14 protein-coding genes and 1 CRISPR repeat array are annotated in these 16,519 nt (G+C 49.5%); of the genes, 13 read left to right on the top strand and 1 reads right to left on the bottom strand.

All coding sequences use genetic code 11. The annotated features are described in order from the left end of the window. Window positions 1-46 precede the first annotated feature (46 nt). Window positions 47-358: a formylglycine-generating enzyme family protein gene (locus IQ273_RS35865; protein WP_397198245.1), complete on the top strand. Its 312-nt coding sequence runs from the start codon at window positions 47-49 to the stop codon at window positions 356-358. A 355-nt stretch (window positions 359-713) separates the two neighbouring features. After that, a complete protein-coding gene (locus IQ273_RS19540) occupies window positions 714-2,318 on the top strand; it encodes a tyrosine-type recombinase/integrase (RefSeq protein ID WP_194024841.1) in 1,605 nt (534 codons plus the stop codon). A gap of 10 nt (window positions 2,319-2,328) precedes the next feature. On the opposite strand, the gene IQ273_RS19535 is transcribed toward IQ273_RS19540, so the two are convergent. Next, window positions 2,329-3,195: a YafY family protein gene (locus tag IQ273_RS19535; protein WP_194024840.1), complete on the bottom strand. Its 867-nt coding sequence runs from the start codon at window positions 3,193-3,195 to the stop codon at window positions 2,329-2,331. A 434-nt stretch (window positions 3,196-3,629) separates the two neighbouring features. On the opposite strand from IQ273_RS19535, the gene IQ273_RS19530 reads away from it, so the two are divergent. From IQ273_RS19530 to cas2, 11 genes are all read left to right on the top strand, one after another. Then, entirely contained in the window at window positions 3,630-3,893 is a 264-nt protein-coding gene (locus tag IQ273_RS19530) for a hypothetical protein (RefSeq protein WP_194024839.1), read from the top strand. A gap of 136 nt (window positions 3,894-4,029) precedes the next feature. Next, window positions 4,030-6,162 carry a type I-D CRISPR-associated helicase Cas3' gene (cas3, locus tag IQ273_RS19525; protein WP_194024838.1) on the top strand — a complete coding sequence of 711 codons (2,133 nt, stop codon included), beginning with the start codon at window positions 4,030-4,032 and terminating at the stop codon, window positions 6,160-6,162. 13 nt (window positions 6,163-6,175) lie between these two features. After that, on the top strand, window positions 6,176-9,142 hold the full coding sequence (cas10d, locus tag IQ273_RS19520; protein ID WP_194024837.1) for a type I-D CRISPR-associated protein Cas10d/Csc3: 2,967 nt from the start codon (window positions 6,176-6,178) through the stop codon (window positions 9,140-9,142). A gap of 2 nt (window positions 9,143-9,144) precedes the next feature. Next, a complete protein-coding gene (gene cas7d, locus IQ273_RS19515) occupies window positions 9,145-10,137 on the top strand; it encodes a type I-D CRISPR-associated protein Cas7/Csc2 (protein WP_194024836.1) in 993 nt (330 codons plus the stop codon). A gap of 20 nt (window positions 10,138-10,157) precedes the next feature. Next, on the top strand, window positions 10,158-10,916 hold the full coding sequence (gene cas5d / locus IQ273_RS19510) for a type I-D CRISPR-associated protein Cas5/Csc1 (protein ID WP_194024835.1): 759 nt from the start codon (window positions 10,158-10,160) through the stop codon (window positions 10,914-10,916). A gap of 55 nt (window positions 10,917-10,971) precedes the next feature. Next, window positions 10,972-11,700 (top strand): CRISPR-associated endoribonuclease Cas6, encoded by a 729-nt coding sequence (gene cas6, locus IQ273_RS19505; protein WP_228053406.1) that lies wholly within the window; start codon window positions 10,972-10,974, stop codon window positions 11,698-11,700. A gap of 55 nt (window positions 11,701-11,755) precedes the next feature. Continuing rightward, window positions 11,756-12,031 carry a hypothetical protein gene (locus tag IQ273_RS19500; protein ID WP_194024833.1) on the top strand — a complete coding sequence of 92 codons (276 nt, stop codon included), beginning with the start codon at window positions 11,756-11,758 and terminating at the stop codon, window positions 12,029-12,031. Then, the gene (locus IQ273_RS19495) at window positions 12,028-12,450 is read left to right on the top strand and encodes a putative toxin-antitoxin system toxin component, PIN family (protein ID WP_194024832.1); all 423 of its coding nucleotides are present in this window, start codon (window positions 12,028-12,030) and stop codon (window positions 12,448-12,450) included. Before IQ273_RS19500 ends, IQ273_RS19495 begins: the two co-directional genes overlap by 4 nt. A 20-nt stretch (window positions 12,451-12,470) precedes the next feature. Beyond that, window positions 12,471-13,052 carry a CRISPR-associated protein Cas4 gene (cas4, locus tag IQ273_RS19490; protein WP_194024831.1) on the top strand — a complete coding sequence of 194 codons (582 nt, stop codon included), beginning with the start codon at window positions 12,471-12,473 and terminating at the stop codon, window positions 13,050-13,052. A 2-nt stretch (window positions 13,053-13,054) separates the two neighbouring features. Further along, the gene (gene cas1d / locus IQ273_RS19485) at window positions 13,055-14,032 is read left to right on the top strand and encodes a type I-D CRISPR-associated endonuclease Cas1d (RefSeq protein WP_194024830.1); all 978 of its coding nucleotides are present in this window, start codon (window positions 13,055-13,057) and stop codon (window positions 14,030-14,032) included. A 27-nt stretch (window positions 14,033-14,059) separates the two neighbouring features. Then, window positions 14,060-14,356 carry a CRISPR-associated endonuclease Cas2 gene (gene cas2, locus IQ273_RS19480; protein WP_194024829.1) on the top strand — a complete coding sequence of 99 codons (297 nt, stop codon included), beginning with the start codon at window positions 14,060-14,062 and terminating at the stop codon, window positions 14,354-14,356. Window positions 14,357-14,565: 209 nt separating this feature from the next. Next, window positions 14,566-16,353: direct repeats of the CRISPR family, unit length 37 nt; unit sequence CTCGCCACCCACCTAATCTCGGCAACGAGACTGAAAC. Between the last annotated feature and the right edge of the window lie 166 nt (window positions 16,354-16,519).

Below are 16,519 nucleotides of genomic sequence, written 5' to 3'. Positions count from 1 at the left end.
TTGACTCAATTGGTCTTGCAGTTGACGATACAAGAGGGGTGTTTCCATGAGACTGGCCTTGAGTTGGGGAATTCAAGCCTCTCATGAAATGCCCCTTCCCATCTACCCTGTCTCATTTGGGACTCCTTTCACAACAACCCTTTCAGGACTTTTCTGCACCACCAAGGAAGGTGCACCTACAAACGGCAGTGCTTGGCTTACCGATGATGAGGATGCAGCTAGGGTTATTCGCGGTGGTTCTTGGAAAAGCCCTCAAGGGGATTGTCGTTCTGCATGTCGTTTGAATGATTATCCTCGCGACTCATTTGATACTATCGGGTTTCGAGTAGCGTGTACTATTCCCAAAGCCCTTAAATGACTCTTGTTTCCTTGTGATTAATTTTTATTTAGCGCAGGGTGTCAAAGGCTCTTTGCGATTTTTATGCCATTGGCCTATTGATTTAAGACATTCATGATACTGTGGCTGCCGCCTAAAGAAAGTCAGGAAAGAAAGGCGATACGTCAACACAACAATCGCATAGTGCTTATCTGCCTTCGATTAAAAATCCATAGGAATCATATTCCTAAAATCCTATCAGCATTCTATGTGAACTCTCTGGAAGCCTTATTCTATAGAGATTATGAAGGCGTTGGATATTATTAGGTATGTGATTTTTAAGGGATATAATAACCAGTTATAATGGAGTAAAGTTGCGTTTTTAATACTCAAGAAAATGACTTATTATGTACCTACTTCCCTGTTTGACGTCCTGGATCTATTTGCTGGCTCAGCACTTGTTGGGTTAAATCCGAAGCTTTTGAGTAATCTGAAAACCACTCTTCGGAAGTATGTTCTGCCAAGTCATGGTTTCTTGGTTGAATCCTTAAAAAAAGAGATAGGATTCACTTTGGCCCTGAAAGATGTGAAGATTCGAGATTTTCAGAATGCTGAGTCTCGCCTTTTACAGTCTGCGATCGCTGCTGGTGTTAGTGGGGGAACGCTAGCCAACTACAAGTCGGCCCTCAATCGTTTCCTCAACTGGTCCAGGGATCAGGCTTGGTACCACGATGCTGTTGGCACTTATGACGGTAAGCTCACACCTCGTATGTTTGTTGGGTACGACTTGGCAAGAGAAAGAAAGGGCAAGCGCCGCCAGTATTCTGCTAACCCCTACGGGCTTAGGGATGAGGAATTTCCTCCTGCCCTGGAGAACCAGTTGGAAAAATTGCATCGGTTTCTGACTGCACCGGAGATTCCCAAACGTAAAGACCGACCTCTCCGCGAAGCCACATTTCAAACTTACAAAAACTCAATCCGATATTTTTTTGGATGGATGCACCGATTCCAGGATGTTCCTTTAGAGGAACTAAGACTAGAAATGATGGCTGACCGAGACTATTTGGATGAATTTATTGCTTGGGGAATCAATGATCGGGGAAATGGGTACGGCTGGGCGACCTTGATTGGGGCTGCTGCGCTGAATATCACAAAATGGCAGCATTACAAATGCTCAAAGCTCTCAAAGTACCGGGATATCCAAGAAATTGAGGATATTCGCGCTCTGATGCTGGAAATTGCCCATAAGCGGGAGAGAGAACCTAGACGAACCACTTCTAAGGAAATGCTTGACGAGAAGTTGGTGACTTTTGAGCAGTGTGTTGAGGTGGCTAATTACCTTCGCAAATGCTGTGCCCCTCAAAGAACTGCCTTCAGAAGGGGCCAGGAAAAGCACCATGCTGGCCGCAAGCGCTCGGATGTAGCCGTTATGCTCAGTTGGCAGCGATACTTGTTGGTGGCCATTTTGACGTATTGTCCGGTTAGGCAGCGGGAATTAAGAGAGCTGGAGTTAGGCACAACGCTCTTTCGAGAGGAGGAGGGGTATGTGGTACGTCTTCGGCCTGAAGATCATAAAACTGGTAGCAAGACGGGAAAGGATCGGGAGTTTGCTTTGCCTGCCAATCTAATAACTGATTTGGATGAATGGCTGAATGTTTGGCGACCTAAAATCCCAACTGAGCATCAGAGGGTGTTTATCCACATATCTCGTAGAACGCCCCATAAGGTCGGTCAACCCTATGACGGCGTTAAGCTTAGCGAAATTGTTACCCGTGCTATGTATAACACGACGGGAATTTTGTACGGCGAGCCCAAGCGGACTTCACCCCACGATTTCCGGCGAATTGCGATTACCTGGCAGCGGAAGTATGGTAGCCGTGATCAGGATGAGGCTTTGGCCGAGATGATGGGGCACTCGGTTCGAGAGGCTGACCGAACTTACAGTCAGCTGACGAGCCGAGAAAGGACGGAAAAGGCGAAGAACTGGTGGAAAAAGGTCTAGCTCGCTTCAATTAAGGGTCAGGGTGCTTCTCATAGGTTTTTAAGGCCTGCTCGTATTCTTCTTGAATGTGATCTGCCATCCACTGGGGCTCAAGGATTCTTACATTACGCCCATACTGCAAAATGCGCTGACGGAACCAAAACCAGTGATCTTCGGTGGTTTCAATATCGACAAACTGGTTGTCAGGGTCTCGATATAGCTCAACTTCGTTAGCTCGGCGGGGCTGGTAATAGGCTAGGGGGCCACTCATTCGATAGGAAATTTTTTCGGTGGGAAAGTAGAGCCTAGACCAATGGGTGGTGGAAGCTGGGTAAATCTTGAGAATCCGATCTACTCGGAAAATTTGGTTTTGCTCGATGCTGGGGCGTTTGTCGCTGTAGCGAGGTGAGAAGTCTGGAACGTGGGCGAAGAGATAAAGTAAACCATTGTGGAATCGGAGTTCTGAACGATCGCAATCCCAATTCCTGGCATTCCCTGCACTACTGCGATATTTGATGACGTAACGGCACTCCTGCTGAAAACGGTCTTGTAGCTGTTTCACGGTTTCTTCGAGCCTGGTCTCGCTGTAGTCGACCGGAGGACTAAAGGCGACTTTGACCTGGGATGGTTCTACTGGTGTGCTGAGCTTGCCAAGATTGAGCAAGTCGCTGGCTTGGGCCGAAAATCCCATATCGCTAAGAACATAAGCCGCCAGGGCTAGAGATTCTCGCTGCTTGGGAGAGAACAGCACTGGGAAAGTTGACTCCACCAGCTCGTAGGGGCGATTGGGCGCACTGTTAATTTTGAAGCCGCAATCCCTCAGCTTCCGGATAGTTCGGCTTACTTTCTGATCAATGTCATTAGAGGACTGACCATGCTCGTCCAAGAAATCCGCCATTAGGATGCTCAGCGCCTCCCGAGTTAAGGGTTTCTCGGATAGACACCGCAAGATTTCGAGGGCAAAAGCTATCTGACTAATCGCAGATCTCCCAAAAGGCTCTCAATGCAGGATGTTAAAGAACTAAAGCTGTGTTGCAGAGGGAAGGAGCGCTATAAGTCTACACTATGTTTCAGTCCCGCAGTGGCAGGATTATTATCTCACCAGCCTTCCCTCCGGAGATTAGGATATCACTCTACGAGACACGGTTGAGAGACATAATTTTTTAGGTGATAGTATAGACCTATTGACGCGATCTCTAAATCTAGGTTAAGTTAAAAACCATAGAGGGGAGATGCTAATTAGCACCCCCCCTCCAATAGATAGGTAGTTAGTTGGTTTGGACGCCTGAGCTAACGACCGTTTGTTGTAGCGCCCTTACATAAGGACTTAGTATGAACTATAGCCTAAATTTCGGGGGGTTTGAAGCCCCAATCGCTACTAGCCTGCGTACAGAAGAAGTGGAGCGGCTAGTACAACTGGTGACTCAAGAAAGAATTTCTGGTAAGTCTATCCGCGACGTAGCCATACAAGGTGCATTGGAAATACGGTACTCCCTCGGAGTAATCGCAATCTTTCCCTCAACTCAGCAGAAGGTTAAAAAGCGCTGGCGCTGGGATGTTTGGATTAAGCCTGTCTCTATTTTGCCTGCGGCGTAGGACACGCTGAGTTAATTAGCCTTTCAGCCTCTGCCAGCGTAGGGGTTGAGAGGACTGTTTGGGAAGACATCATTTTTTGATGTCATCTATTTTTTGTGCAGTATTAGTATTGCTTCAGTCCCGCAAGGAACAAGCTGTGAAAGTTTCTCTTAAACCTCTATACTCCAAGCTCAACGCAGGGCCAGGGCAATGCCCTCTGGGGTGTCAGAAGTATTGTCGAGTGGCTGAAAATTCTGGGCTTAAGCCTCTTGAGGGTCAGTCTTGCCCTTTGTCTGTTCACCAGGCTCGAACGTGGGAGGCAGTGGTGAAAGGGGATGCTGACATCATCTTCAATACAGCAACAACAGGAGATGGTAAATCTTTGGCAGCTTACCTAGCGGGGCTACTCGACAAAAACTTCAGAATCATGGGGCTGTATCCCACCATTGAGCTGGTGGATGACCAGGACAGAAGCCATCGGGATAGGAAAAATAGTGATGGAAGTATTGAGAAAGGGTGGCATTCCCTTTTTGGGCTGAACGCCGATAAGCGCATTGATCGCTTGTACGGCGAGGAACTCAGCCGCCGCGTAAGCGATGGAGAGAGCAATCGGTTTCAAGAACTCCGCAAGGCGATCGAAAATAAGCCACTAATTCTGACCAATCCGGATATTTTCCACTTAATCACACATTTTCAATATCGCAACCCTGCCTATGGTGAGACAGAGCTGCCGCTATTGATGGCCGAGTTCCCCGATGTGTGGGTGTTTGACGAGTTTCATATCTTTGGGCCTCACCAGGAAGCGGCGGTCATTAACAGCCTCAGTTTTATCCGGCGATCGCAGCAACGTAAGCGACGTTTCCTATTTACCTCGGCTACTCCCAAGGACTCTTTCATCAAGCAGCTCAAAGCAGCAGGATTTGAAACAGAGAAAATTCCTGGTAATTATTCTGACCATGCACAACCTGGGTATCGCAAAATTCTTGAGGCGGTTGACTTAGAGTTTGTGCAGCTTAAGAAACAGGATGCCATGGGTTGGTTAGCAGAGCACCACGACGATATCGAAGCTGCTCTAACCGCAGAAGATCGAGGTCGAGGGCTGATTATCCTCAACTCAGTCGCACAAGCAGGTCGAGTGGTCGAACTTCTAAAAGGTCTTTTTCAAGATTCAGTGGAGGTCGAGGAAATTAGTGGGCGTATGGATCGCGCTTCTCGTCAACAGACACAGAACAAGCTAAAGAATTCCGCTAAACCTGTACTGGTTGTTGGCACCTCCGCAGTAGATGTAGGGGTCGATTTCAAGATTCACCTACTGATTTTTGAAAGCAGCGACTCTGCAACTGTCATCCAGCGCTTGGGCCGATTAGGACGCCATCAGGGATTTAAGCAATATCGAGCTATTGCCCTACTGCCAGAACACGCACCTTGGATTCTATCGCGGCTGCAAAAACAACTGTCTGAAGAAGTCAGTATTGATCGGGAAGCCCTCAAAGATGCCGTGCTTAAAGCTTTTGATGCCCCCAAGGAATTTCAGGAATATCACCGGGAATGGGGAGTGGTGCAGGCCCATGGAATGCTATCAAAATTGCAGGAAAAGGGATATGCCAAGGTAATGCAGCCTGTATGCGATCGCATCACCCAAGACCTACAACCTCTCTACGGTAATAGCATTGCAGGCACCGCAAAATGGAAGCTCAGAGACTTTGATCAGCCCGTCGCAGATGCAATTCAATCTGAGTTGATCCGTTTTCGTGGTGGTACCAGCCTCCAAGCGGCTGTGTGGGATGACAAGCGCTTCTATACCTATGACTTACTCAGGCTCCTTCCCTATACCCAGGTAGAAGTATTAGAGGAATCTGATTTTCTAGACGCAGCGCTTAGCCAAGGTTATCAAAGCTACACCTTTCAATACGCCCAGGTTTTCTTGAAAGTACAGAGATGGGTTGATGAGCGGATTGATATTCAACTGCGTACTGGACGAGATAGCAGCGAACTGCAAGGGTGTACCTTAATTTTGCTCGGCAAACTCTGCCTAACCCACCATCCCCAATCCGATGTCATTAATTGCTTGACTCGAAAGAGTTTTCTCAGTTTTTTAGTACCGGGCGACTACTGGAAGGTGAGAGATGCCTTTCGAGTCGGCCCACTGTTTGGGCTGCATTCTTTGACTGATAGTTCCGAGAAAACCTACGCCTGTGCCTTTGGCCAAGATGCTTTGCTGCTTAAAGCGTTAAAAAATGGTCGATTAACCAAACTATGTCGTCAGAATTCGGCTCCAACCATTTTCTAGGTCATCAACTCCTATGACTCTCCTGCAAGACTTACTCACCATTACGCTTCGAGAAGAGCCGGATCCAGTTCTTCAAAAGTTTGTTGAAACCGTTGTGCCTGCTATGGAACGGGAATTTGCCCTAATTCCTGCCCTCGGAGGCTCTGAAGCTGTGCATCGTCATCGTCTCCGTGACGATCTGTATGGTGAAGAGAAAGCACAACGTTGGAGCCAAAGTGCTGACCAAAGTTTGCTCGTCCATGTCATTAACGCCATTCTGACGGCGTGGAATCTCCAACCTTTTTTGGATGAGGATAAACAGCTTACTGAAGAAGAGCAACATCTTCTATGCCTAGGACTGACACTCCATGACTACAACAAGTATTGTCAGGGCGAAGAGGAAGACTCTCCAAAAGCTCACAAAGTTGAGGAGATTTTGCGGCTTTGCCGAGAACTTGGAGAGAAGCTAAATTTTTCAGCGTTCTGGCCAGAATGGCAGGATTATCTAAGTGATATTGGCTTTCTAGCTCAAAACACTCAATACAAAGCCGGGACAAATCTAGTTTCGATTAATTGGCCAACTTTCAAGATTGATAGCCGTCGTCTAAGAAATCCTTTGCGGCCTCTATTAGCTTTTGGCGATATTGCTGTTCATATGGGGAATCCGTCAGACATCCTGACTACGACTAGGGGCGACCGATTAAGAGAACATCTGGATGCTCTTCAAATAGACCGAAAATTGGTTTATCATCGCCTTCGCGATTGTACTGGCTTGCTCAGCAGTGGCATTCATAATGCCGTGCTACATTTTACCAAGGAACTAGATTGGCAGCCCATCTTGTTTTTTGCCCAAGGGGTTGTCTACCTTGCACCCCAGAGTTCAGAAACCCCAGATCGAGATACTGTTCAAGGTGTGCTTTGGGAGCAAATTCAATCTTTGCTGGCTAGCAAGATGCTGACTGGAGAGATTGGCTTTAAGCGTGATGGCAAAGGTCTAAAAGTCGCGCCCCAAACCCTAGAGCTATTCAGCCCAGTTCAGCTCATCCGTGGATTGCCAGATGTCATTACTGCGAAGGTAGGCAATGTCAAGAATCCGGCCACTCCAAAACGGTTAGAGTCCCTTGGCTTAAGTGAAGCTGAAAGAGAAAGCCTTGAGCCAGCGGCAGATCTTAGAAGCGATCGCCTAGCTGAGCTCATCTTTCTAGCACAGAAAGAGTTTTTTGGAGACATTCCTGAGTTTGCTCCTTGGGTACTAGAGTATCTAGGTATTGATCAATCCATCACACCAGAACAAACTCAAGTGCAGGCTGGGGGAGTTAACTATGGATGGTATTATGCAGCAGCCCACTATATTGCTGTGGTTAGGGATAACACACTAGATAAAGATCAATCACAAGAAGTCTTGGTAGCCTTCTCTAATGCCCTTGCAGACTGGGCAGAGGAACATAATTTTTTGGACAGTCACAAAAGCCCGACCCAGGATATTTTTCTAGATTATTTGAGTCAAAACCTTGAAATTACAGGATGGCACCAAACTTTGACCCCTTTTGGGGATGAATTAGCAGGATATGTTGCAGCTAAAACAAAAGCAGCGCGGCAACCCATCTGCTCTTTAAGCTCTGGTCAATTTGCCTCTGAAGATCAGATGGATTCTGTCGTGCTATTCAAACCTCAGCAATATAGCAACAAAAATTCGCTGGGTGGGAGACAGATTAAACGTGGCATCTCTAAAATCTGGTCATTAGAGATGTTGATTAGGCAAGCCATGTGGGCGGCTCCTGCGGGCAAGTTAGAAGACCAAAGACCTGTGTTTATCTACGTCTTACCGGCCTATGTCTACTCACCCCAGACGGCAAAGGCTATTCGGGTCTTAATGGATGAGTTGAAAGATCGCATCAATTTTTGGGATATTCGTAAATTCTGGCAAGAGCACGAAATGGATATCCAAGCGTTGAGATCATACCCATGGCTAAAAGAGAAATCTGAAGAAGGTCGTTTTGCTGATTCTAACTATGGTCGTGGCGAAAAGCGTGATTTGCCTTTTGTTGCTATTACCTATACAACTACACGGGGTAAAACAGTTACCGATGCTTGGATTGAGCCTGCTTTCTTAGCGATCGCTCTCCCTCTATTGCTAGGGGTCAAAGTAGTCGCTTCAACTAGCCCAGCTCCACTCTACAGTAGTGATAGTGAGTTCCGAGAGTCGGTCAAGCTAGATGGACCAGCAGGGTTTTGGAATTCTTTGGGCTTACCAAACTCGCTACATCTTGAAGAGTGGATGCAAGGCCGAGTTCAGAGGCTGGATGAAATCTTGAATCGATTATTAATTGCCTATGCTCTCCATCTTGACTGCGAAGGTGATCCACCTGATCCGCGCTGGCGAGCCTTTGCTAATACGGTTCGAGACATCATGACAGATGTGCTGAATATTTTCTCTTTAGCAGCATCTCATTTTCGTGGGCTGAAACGAGAACCTTACGCGGAGGAAGTTAAACGTTACTGGAGTTATGCACAAATTTGGTCAAAAGGAAACATTGATATGCAAGAAAAGTTGAAGATTACAAACCAGCTCGTGACAGAATATCGCCAGTTTTACAAGGTCCATTTGAGTGAGTCTAGCCATGCCATACTTTTACCTCTTTCTAAAGCATTGGAGGAAATATTGTCAGTCCCCGAAGATTGGGACGATGAGGAATTGATCCTCCAGGGTGCTGGCCAGCTACAGGCTGCTCTAGACCGCCAGGAGATTTACAAACGCCCCATTCTGTCGGATAAATCCATTCCTTTCCTAGACCGAAAAATTCAGGAGCTTGAAGCTATCGAGGCCTTCATGACTACCTGTGTTAAAGATTTATTTGGCGAAATGTGCAAGGGCGATCGCGCCTTGCTCCAAGAAAATCGAAATCGCATTAAGTCTGGGGCTGAATTTGCCTATCGTTGGCTGACACTGCAAGAAAGCCAATCCCAAGCTAATACTCAACAACCTGAAGGAGAAGAATAATCATGACTATCCTCGACAGCCTCAAGTCTGAATTTCATACGGCATTTCCTCGCCTTGCTTCTGGCAAATACGTTCACTTTCTGATGGTGCGCCATAGCCAATCCTTTCCCGTATTCCAAACGGATGGCGTGCTAAATGTCGCTCGGACTCAAGCTGGGCTAGAAACTCAGGATAAGTTTAGCCGTTTGGTTCTGTTTAAGCGAAAGCAGACTACACCAGAGCGATTGGCTGGTCGTGAACTGTTACGATCGCTGGGCCTCACCACTGCTGACAAGGATGATAAGGAAAAGTTTTGCGAGTACAACGGTGAGGGCTCCTGCAAGAAGTGCCCTGACTGTATTATCTATGGCTTTGCGATTGGCGACAGTGGCTCTGAACGGTCGAAAGTCTATTCGGACTCGGCATTTTCCCTCAGTCCCTATGAGCAATCCCACAAGAGCTTCACCTTCAATGCCCCCTTTGAGGGGGGAACTATGAGCGAAGCTGGAACCATGCGCAGCTCTATTAATGAGCTTGACCATATTCTGCCTGAGATCAACTTTCCAACGGTAGAGACCCTGCGTGACCCGACCTACGAAGGCTTTATCTATGTCTTAGGTAATTTACTGCGTACCCGTCGCTATGGAGCACAGGAATCTCGTACTGGTACCATGACCAACCATCTAATTGGCATTACCTTCTCGGATGGAGAAATCTTCAGTAACCTGCACTTCACGCAAGCCCTCTACGATGCTCTTAAAGATGATCTAAGCGCTCCAATCGATGAAGTACGAAATAAGGCTCAAGAAGTGGCGGAAACTTTATTGACTAAAGAACCTGTGCGAAAGACCCAGCAAGTCTTTGGCCCCCAACTAGATGATTTACTCTCTGAGGTCACGGCTATCTATCAGGATGACACCCAATTGCAGGCTGTAATCGGTACCTTATACCAGCAGACCACAACCTATGCCGAAACCTATGGAGCAATCTCAGGCAAAAAAGGCAAGCGCAAATAGGCATCTAAAGGAAAAATAAGATGCTGTACCAATGTGATCTCACTCTCCATGACAATGTTTTTTTCGCCACCCGCGAAATGGGAACGCTGTTTGAAACCGAAAAGTACCTACACAACTGGGCATTAAGCTATGCCCTATTTGAGGGGCTGCACCTTAATCGACCTTACCGGCTGCAAGGAGAATATGCTCAAAAGCCTAGTTACCTCGATAGCAGCCACGAACAGAGCCTGCACCCTCTAAATGAGGCAGGAATTTACGTCTTCCCAGCTGAACCCTTGCAGTGGGCATATCAGGTGAATACCTTTAAGGCTGCTCAAGTTCACTACTACGGCAAGTCTAAACAGTTTGGTGACAAAGGAGCTGACCGTAACTACCCAGTCAACTTTGGTCGCGCTAAAGAATTAGCTGTAGGGAGTACCTATCGCACCTATATCGCGGCCACTGATCTAACCGCATTGCCAGCCTGGATGCAGCAGCAGGATGATGACAAACGCCGAACCTGGATTCGCCTTGGAAAGTGGGCCGCCAAAATTCATATTCAGGCCACTCCTATTACAGGCTTGAAAACAGTGTCAGGCACGTTTATCTGTCGCCATCCCCTAAATCCTCTAGATCTAGCACCCTCTACCCGGTTACTTATTTATAACCGGGTTGTAATGCCACCTGTGAGTTTAGTTAGTCAAGCCCAATTAGAAGGCGAATATTGGAGGCTTCCCAATGACACCTGCTTACCCATTGGCTCTCACTACGGAGCACGATACGTTGCCAAAGCCTCCTAAGGCTACATCGGTATATTCCTTAGTAGTCCTGTTGGGGGCTGCGGGTAGAGGGCGCTTGCCCACTACCCTAGGTCGAGCAATTCATGCTCAGGTTTTAGTCTGGTTACAAGCCGGAGACCCTACTATTGCTCAGGCTATCCACAGTACCCAAACTTCTCCAATTAGTCTTTCAGGGTTAGTTGGAAAACGGCGCAAACACGGCACTCAACCGGACGATGAGTTTTACTTCCGCATTAGTCTGCTAGATGGCGATCTGCTACAACCTTTGCTAGCAGGGATAGATAGTTGGGGAACCAAACCAATTTCTCTGGGCAATTTTCCCTTTGTCTGTCGGGGAGTTGAGGCGCTACCTGGCGGACACCGACAGGTTCAAATGGGAGACTATCGTCTCTTGGAGAAAACCAGTCCAGTCAGCGATGACATTTTTCTGGAGTTTCAATCTCCTACCGCCTTCAAACAGGGCAAAAGAACGATTCAGCCGTTTCCGCTGCCAGAGCTAGTCTTTGGTAGCTTGCTTCGCCGCTGGAATGCCTTTGCCCCAGAGGATCTGCACTTTCCCCAGATCGAATGGCAGGGTATGGTCTCTGCCTTTGACCTCAAAACCCAGGTGCTGCGGCTCGAAGGTGGCCCCCAAATTGGCTCTGTGGGCTGGGTGCGCTACCGCTTCCCTGATGCCGGGCAAGCCCATATCGCCTCTATTTTGGCCCAATATGCCTTCTTCGCTGGAGTGGGCTACAAAACTACTATGGGAATGGGACAGGTGCAGCCTGCCCTAACTACCTAACAACTATTCCTTGAATCTGAACACTGCTGTGCCCTAGACTCTTAGGAGCTAAACCATGACTCAAGCCAAAGTCATTAGCGTCAACGATCAGCGACAGATCGATTTACCCGAAGATATTCTCCAGACCCTCAACCCAGGGGATGAATACCTGGTCTGGCAAACTGGCGATCGCATTTTGCTGCAAAAAATCCAGAAACCCTCTACCTTCGATGCCCTGATGGCCAAGGTAGAATCCCTCGGCCCCGATCCTGACCAGCTCAGCATGGATGACATTACCACCCTGGTCAAAGACGTGCGCCGCGAAATCGCCGCCCAGGCTCCTCAAGAATGAACGTCGTCATTGACACCAATATCTGGGTTTCTGGGTTGTTGTGGGGCGGGCCACCGGGCCAGGGGCTCCAGCTCGCTCGCCAAGGCCAGATCACAGCTTATACCTCCCCTGCCCAGCTAGAGGAGCTGGCCCGCACTTTCAACAAACCCAAATTGCAGCCCAAGCTCCGGCAACTGGGTATCGCTGCCGATAGCGCTATTGGTGCTGTCCGCGAAGCTACCCAGGTCATAGCTGCCCCTATCTTGCCAATTGATCGCCTGCGCGACCCCGACGACGCCAGTATTTTGGCCATTGCCATTGCCGCCACCGCCGATAGCCTCATTAGCGGCGACCTCGACTTGTTAACCCTCACCGAAATCTCAGGTGTTCCCATCCTTACCCCCCAAGACTTTCTCGTTCGCTACTTCCCTAGTCCGTAGCAATTTCTAGCCAATACACCATGATTGACGATTACCTTCCCCTGGCATACCTCAATGCCTGGGAATATTGCCCGCGCCGGTTTTACCTGGAATATCAGCTCGGGGAAATGGCCGACAACGAACACATTATCCTCGGTCGTCACCTGCACCGGGTCGTAGACGACGAAGGGCAACGGTACGAGGGCGATACCCTCATGCGCCGCCATCAGTGGGTATGGAGCGATCGCCTTCAGATCAAAGGCATTATCGACATGGTTGAGCAGCAGGGTGATCAGCTAGTGCCTGTGGAGTTCAAAAAAGGCACTATGGGCCGCCACCTCAGCGATCACTTCCAGCTCTGTGCCGCTGGACTTTGCCTAGAAGAGCGAAACGGACGGCCTGTTACCCACGGTGAAATCTTCTACCACAGCAATCGGCGGCGGCAGCAGGTGCCTTTTACGCCAGAGTTGAGGGTTGCCACAGAGGGCGCGATCGCCGCCGCCCATGCTGCCCTCAGTACCCCTATCCCTAAGCCCATTACAAATAAACGCAAGTGCCAAGCTTGTAGTCTACAAGACATTTGTTTGCCCTTTGAAGTCAATCTCTTAAGCCAGGTCACCTAGCGATGCCCACCCTATACGTCACCCAGCCAGATGCTGTTTTGAGTAAAAAGTACGAAGCCTTCTCGGTAGCCCTGCGCCAAGAGGATGGCTCCTGGCAGAAACGGTCTGTACCGGCTCAGACAGTCGAGCAGGTCGTGCTTATGGGTAACCCTCAAATCACAGGCGATGCCCTCACCTATGCTTTGGAACTAGGGCTGCCAGTTCACTACTTGACCAGCTTTGGAAAATATTTGGGTTCTGCCCTGCCGGGCCACTCTCGCAATGGGCGGCTCCGGCTCGCCCAGTATGCCCTGCACCTAGATGCTGAAAAGCGCTTAACACTAGTGAAGAGTATCGTTGAAGCCAAAATTCATAACCAGTTTGGCGTCCTCTATCGCCACGGCCAGCCCAATAACGCGCTCAAAGCTCGCAAGAAAGCTGCCCAGCAGCAATCGACTCTAGATCAGGTACGCGGCATGGAAGGGATGGCTGCGAGAGAATATTTTGCCTGCTGGCCCGCCATGCTCAAGCACGACTGGGGGTTTGCCGGTCGCAACCGACGCCCGCCTAAAGACCCGGTGAATGCCCTGTTGAGTTTTGCCTATGCCTTGCTGCGGGTGCAGGTAACTGCCGCTGTGCATGTGGCAGGGCTTGACCCCTACGTGGGCTATCTCCACGAGGTTCACCACGGCCAACCCGCTCTAGTGCTGGATTTGATGGAAGAATTTCGCCCGCTAATTGCCGACAACCTGGTGCTGGCGGTGCTCAACAACCGCGAAATTCAACCCAAGGACTTTACCGAAAGCCTGGGGGCCTACAATCTCTCGGATGCTGGCCGCAAAACCTTCCTCCAGGCCTTTGAGCGCAAAATGACTGATGAATTCAAGCATCCCGTCTTTGACTACCGCTGCTCTTACCGTCGCGCTGTCGAACTCCAGGCCCGTCTCCTTAGCCGTCACCTGCAAGAAGACATCCCCTATAAACCCCTAATTCTCCGCTAGCCTCCCTGGCTTTCCGCAGCTTTCCCCATGCCTCAAAAACTCTTTTACCTCATCATCTACGACTTACCTGACGACAAAGCGGCTAACAAACGCCGGAACCGTCTTCATAAGCTGCTGTCTGGCTATGGACAGTGGACTCAGTACAGTGTGTTTGAGTGTTTTCTGACGGCGACTCAGTTTGCACGGCTACAGGTGCAGCTAGAACGCTTGATTAAGCCAGAGACCGATTCGGTGAGGGTCTACGTTCTTGATACTGGGGCAGTGAAGCGATCGCTGACCTACGGCTCTGAAAAGCCGCGCCAGCCTGAGGCTATCATCCTATGATGGAGGGGCGACAATTTTCTGGCAAACCTAAGCAAGCCCAATTTTCCTAGGGGGTTTGCCAAAATCTTAGAACCTTGAAAATTCAATACTTTTCTGGCAACCACCCGGTGCTAGCGGGTAAGTTAGCGATAGGGTTTGGCACCCATTTCAGTAGGTTTGCCAAACTGGACGGTACAACCCTTGATAGCAAAGGCTTTCAGGGGCCAAGCCTCGCCACCCACCTAATCTCGGCAACGAGACTGAAACCTGACCAAGTATCGAGAATGTCAGGCCAGAGATGACTCGCCACCCACCTAATCTCGGCAACGAGACTGAAACCTCTTGGTCCGCGACGAAGACACCGCCGACTTGATCTCGCCACCCACCTAATCTCGGCAACGAGACTGAAACTAAAGCGCTAGATCACGGCTATTTATAAAGTACATGCTCGCCACCCACCTAATCTCGGCAACGAGACTGAAACTCCTCGCATCAAAGCGTTTATGACTGATCCCGAACGCCTCGCCACCCACCTAATCTCGGCAACGAGACTGAAACTCATTTGCAGATACTTTTGAGCTTTAGATTTGATACCTCGCCACCCACCTAATCTCGGCAACGAGACTGAAACAGCTACCTGGCCAGGGTGAGCACCGCCATCATTTACCTCGCCACCCACCTAATCTCGGCAACGAGACTGAAACCAGGCAATCCGTTTATTGCTGCGGCTGCACCCATTGCTCGCCACCCACCTAATCTCGGCAACGAGACTGAAACCTCACGGCGGCGTTGACTTTGATGCCCGAGTAGGCTCGCCACCCACCTAATCTCGGCAACGAGACTGAAACTTATCGCGGATCTGTTCGGTAAAGAGATCATCACCCCTCGCCACCCACCTAATCTCGGCAACGAGACTGAAACATATCTTCAGCGTTCTGAACAGCGCTAACAATTTGGCTCGCCACCCACCTAATCTCGGCAACGAGACTGAAACACAACTGAGGTGACCCGTTGACTACAGTTGAGATCACGCCACCCACCTAATCTCGGCAACGAGACTGAAACCGGGACGAAGCAACTGCTCCAAAAGCCATTTAATAAACTCGCCACCCACCTAATCTCGGCAACGAGACTGAAACTTAACTTCGATCGCGACTCGGAGACAGGTACTTGCTCGCCACCCACCTAATCTCGGCAACGAGACTGAAACGCAATATCCTAGCGATCGCGATCGGTGGAGCATCGCTCGCCACCCACCTAATCTCGGCAACGAGACTGAAACTCGCTATACCAGCCGGTGGGACTGCCTACGGTGCCGCCTCGCCACCCACCTAATCTCGGCAACGAGACTGAAACAGCGCTTTTGATGGCGTAGCAGTTCTGACAGCCCGCTCGCCACCCACCTAATCTCGGCAACGAGACTGAAACAGGACGGAGCCGACGAAAGCGCTGCCCTTGAAAAGCTGAAAGCTCGCCACCCACCTAATCTCGGCAACGAGACTGAAACCTAGATGCTGCCCTGCGGAATTGGGAGACGCCAGAGCTCGCCACCCACCTAATCTCGGCAACGAGACTGAAACCGAGCGTGTGCTTCACACTGCGGATCTGATATTTGCTCGCCACCCACCTAATCTCGGCAACGAGACTGAAACTTCTCAGTGGCTGTTGTTCTGGCTCCGTGCTTTCAACTCGCCACCCACCTAATCTCGGCAACGAGACTGAAACTGACCGCAGTGTTGTAGCGAAAGAGATCTGCGGGAAGAGCTCGCCACCCACCTAATCTCGGCAACGAGACTGAAACCCCTCCTGGTCCCTCGAAATTTTTCCAATGACCTTCTCGCCACCCACCTAATCTCGGCAACGAGACTGAAACGTAGCACTAAAGAATACGACTTCCCAAGCTAGGGCTCGCCACCCACCTAATCTCGGCAACGAGACTGAAACCAGTCAGTGTCAGAAGAGATGGAGCCACGCAACGAAGCTCGCCACCCACCTAATCTCGGCAACGAGACTGAAACACCGCAGGCAATATGCGAGGGACAGACGGAGCGCTTCTCTATTAGACGACACTGAACGTGGCGGGTGACGACAGCTAGATAGGCGGGAGAGGTGTTCTCCCTGCCCCTTGAGTCATCACTGAGACCGGATCCAATTTAAGCTAATAAGAAAAGACACTGAAGGTAT

This window comes from Nodosilinea sp. LEGE 07298 (assembly GCF_015207265.1).
Classification (GTDB): Bacteria; Cyanobacteriota; Cyanobacteriia; order Phormidesmidales; family Phormidesmidaceae; genus Nodosilinea.
The sequence above is the reverse complement of the archived record's forward strand: the minus strand, read 5'-3'. Positions and strand labels throughout refer to the sequence as shown.

What these genes read in the sequence shown, in the direction of transcription:
- cas7d (WP_194024836.1), top strand. Translation starts at nt 9,145, where the DNA reads ATGACTATCCTCGACAGCCTCAAGTCTGAATTTCATACGGCATTTCCT.
- cas2 (WP_194024829.1), top strand. Translation starts at nt 14,060, where the DNA reads ATGCCTCAAAAACTCTTTTACCTCATCATCTACGACTTACCTGACGAC.
- IQ273_RS19500 (WP_194024833.1), top strand. Translation starts at nt 11,756, where the DNA reads ATGACTCAAGCCAAAGTCATTAGCGTCAACGATCAGCGACAGATCGAT.
- IQ273_RS19535 (WP_194024840.1), bottom strand. Translation starts at nt 3,195, where the DNA reads ATGGCGGATTTCTTGGACGAGCATGGTCAGTCCTCTAATGACATTGAT.
- IQ273_RS19540 (WP_194024841.1), top strand. Translation starts at nt 714, where the DNA reads ATGACTTATTATGTACCTACTTCCCTGTTTGACGTCCTGGATCTATTT.
- cas5d (WP_194024835.1), top strand. Translation starts at nt 10,158, where the DNA reads ATGCTGTACCAATGTGATCTCACTCTCCATGACAATGTTTTTTTCGCC.
- IQ273_RS19495 (WP_194024832.1), top strand. Translation starts at nt 12,028, where the DNA reads ATGAACGTCGTCATTGACACCAATATCTGGGTTTCTGGGTTGTTGTGG.
- IQ273_RS19530 (WP_194024839.1), top strand. Translation starts at nt 3,630, where the DNA reads ATGAACTATAGCCTAAATTTCGGGGGGTTTGAAGCCCCAATCGCTACT.
- cas10d (WP_194024837.1), top strand. Translation starts at nt 6,176, where the DNA reads ATGACTCTCCTGCAAGACTTACTCACCATTACGCTTCGAGAAGAGCCG.
- IQ273_RS35865 (WP_397198245.1), top strand. Translation starts at nt 47, where the DNA reads ATGAGACTGGCCTTGAGTTGGGGAATTCAAGCCTCTCATGAAATGCCC.
- cas1d (WP_194024830.1), top strand. Translation starts at nt 13,055, where the DNA reads ATGCCCACCCTATACGTCACCCAGCCAGATGCTGTTTTGAGTAAAAAG.
- cas4 (WP_194024831.1), top strand. Translation starts at nt 12,471, where the DNA reads ATGATTGACGATTACCTTCCCCTGGCATACCTCAATGCCTGGGAATAT.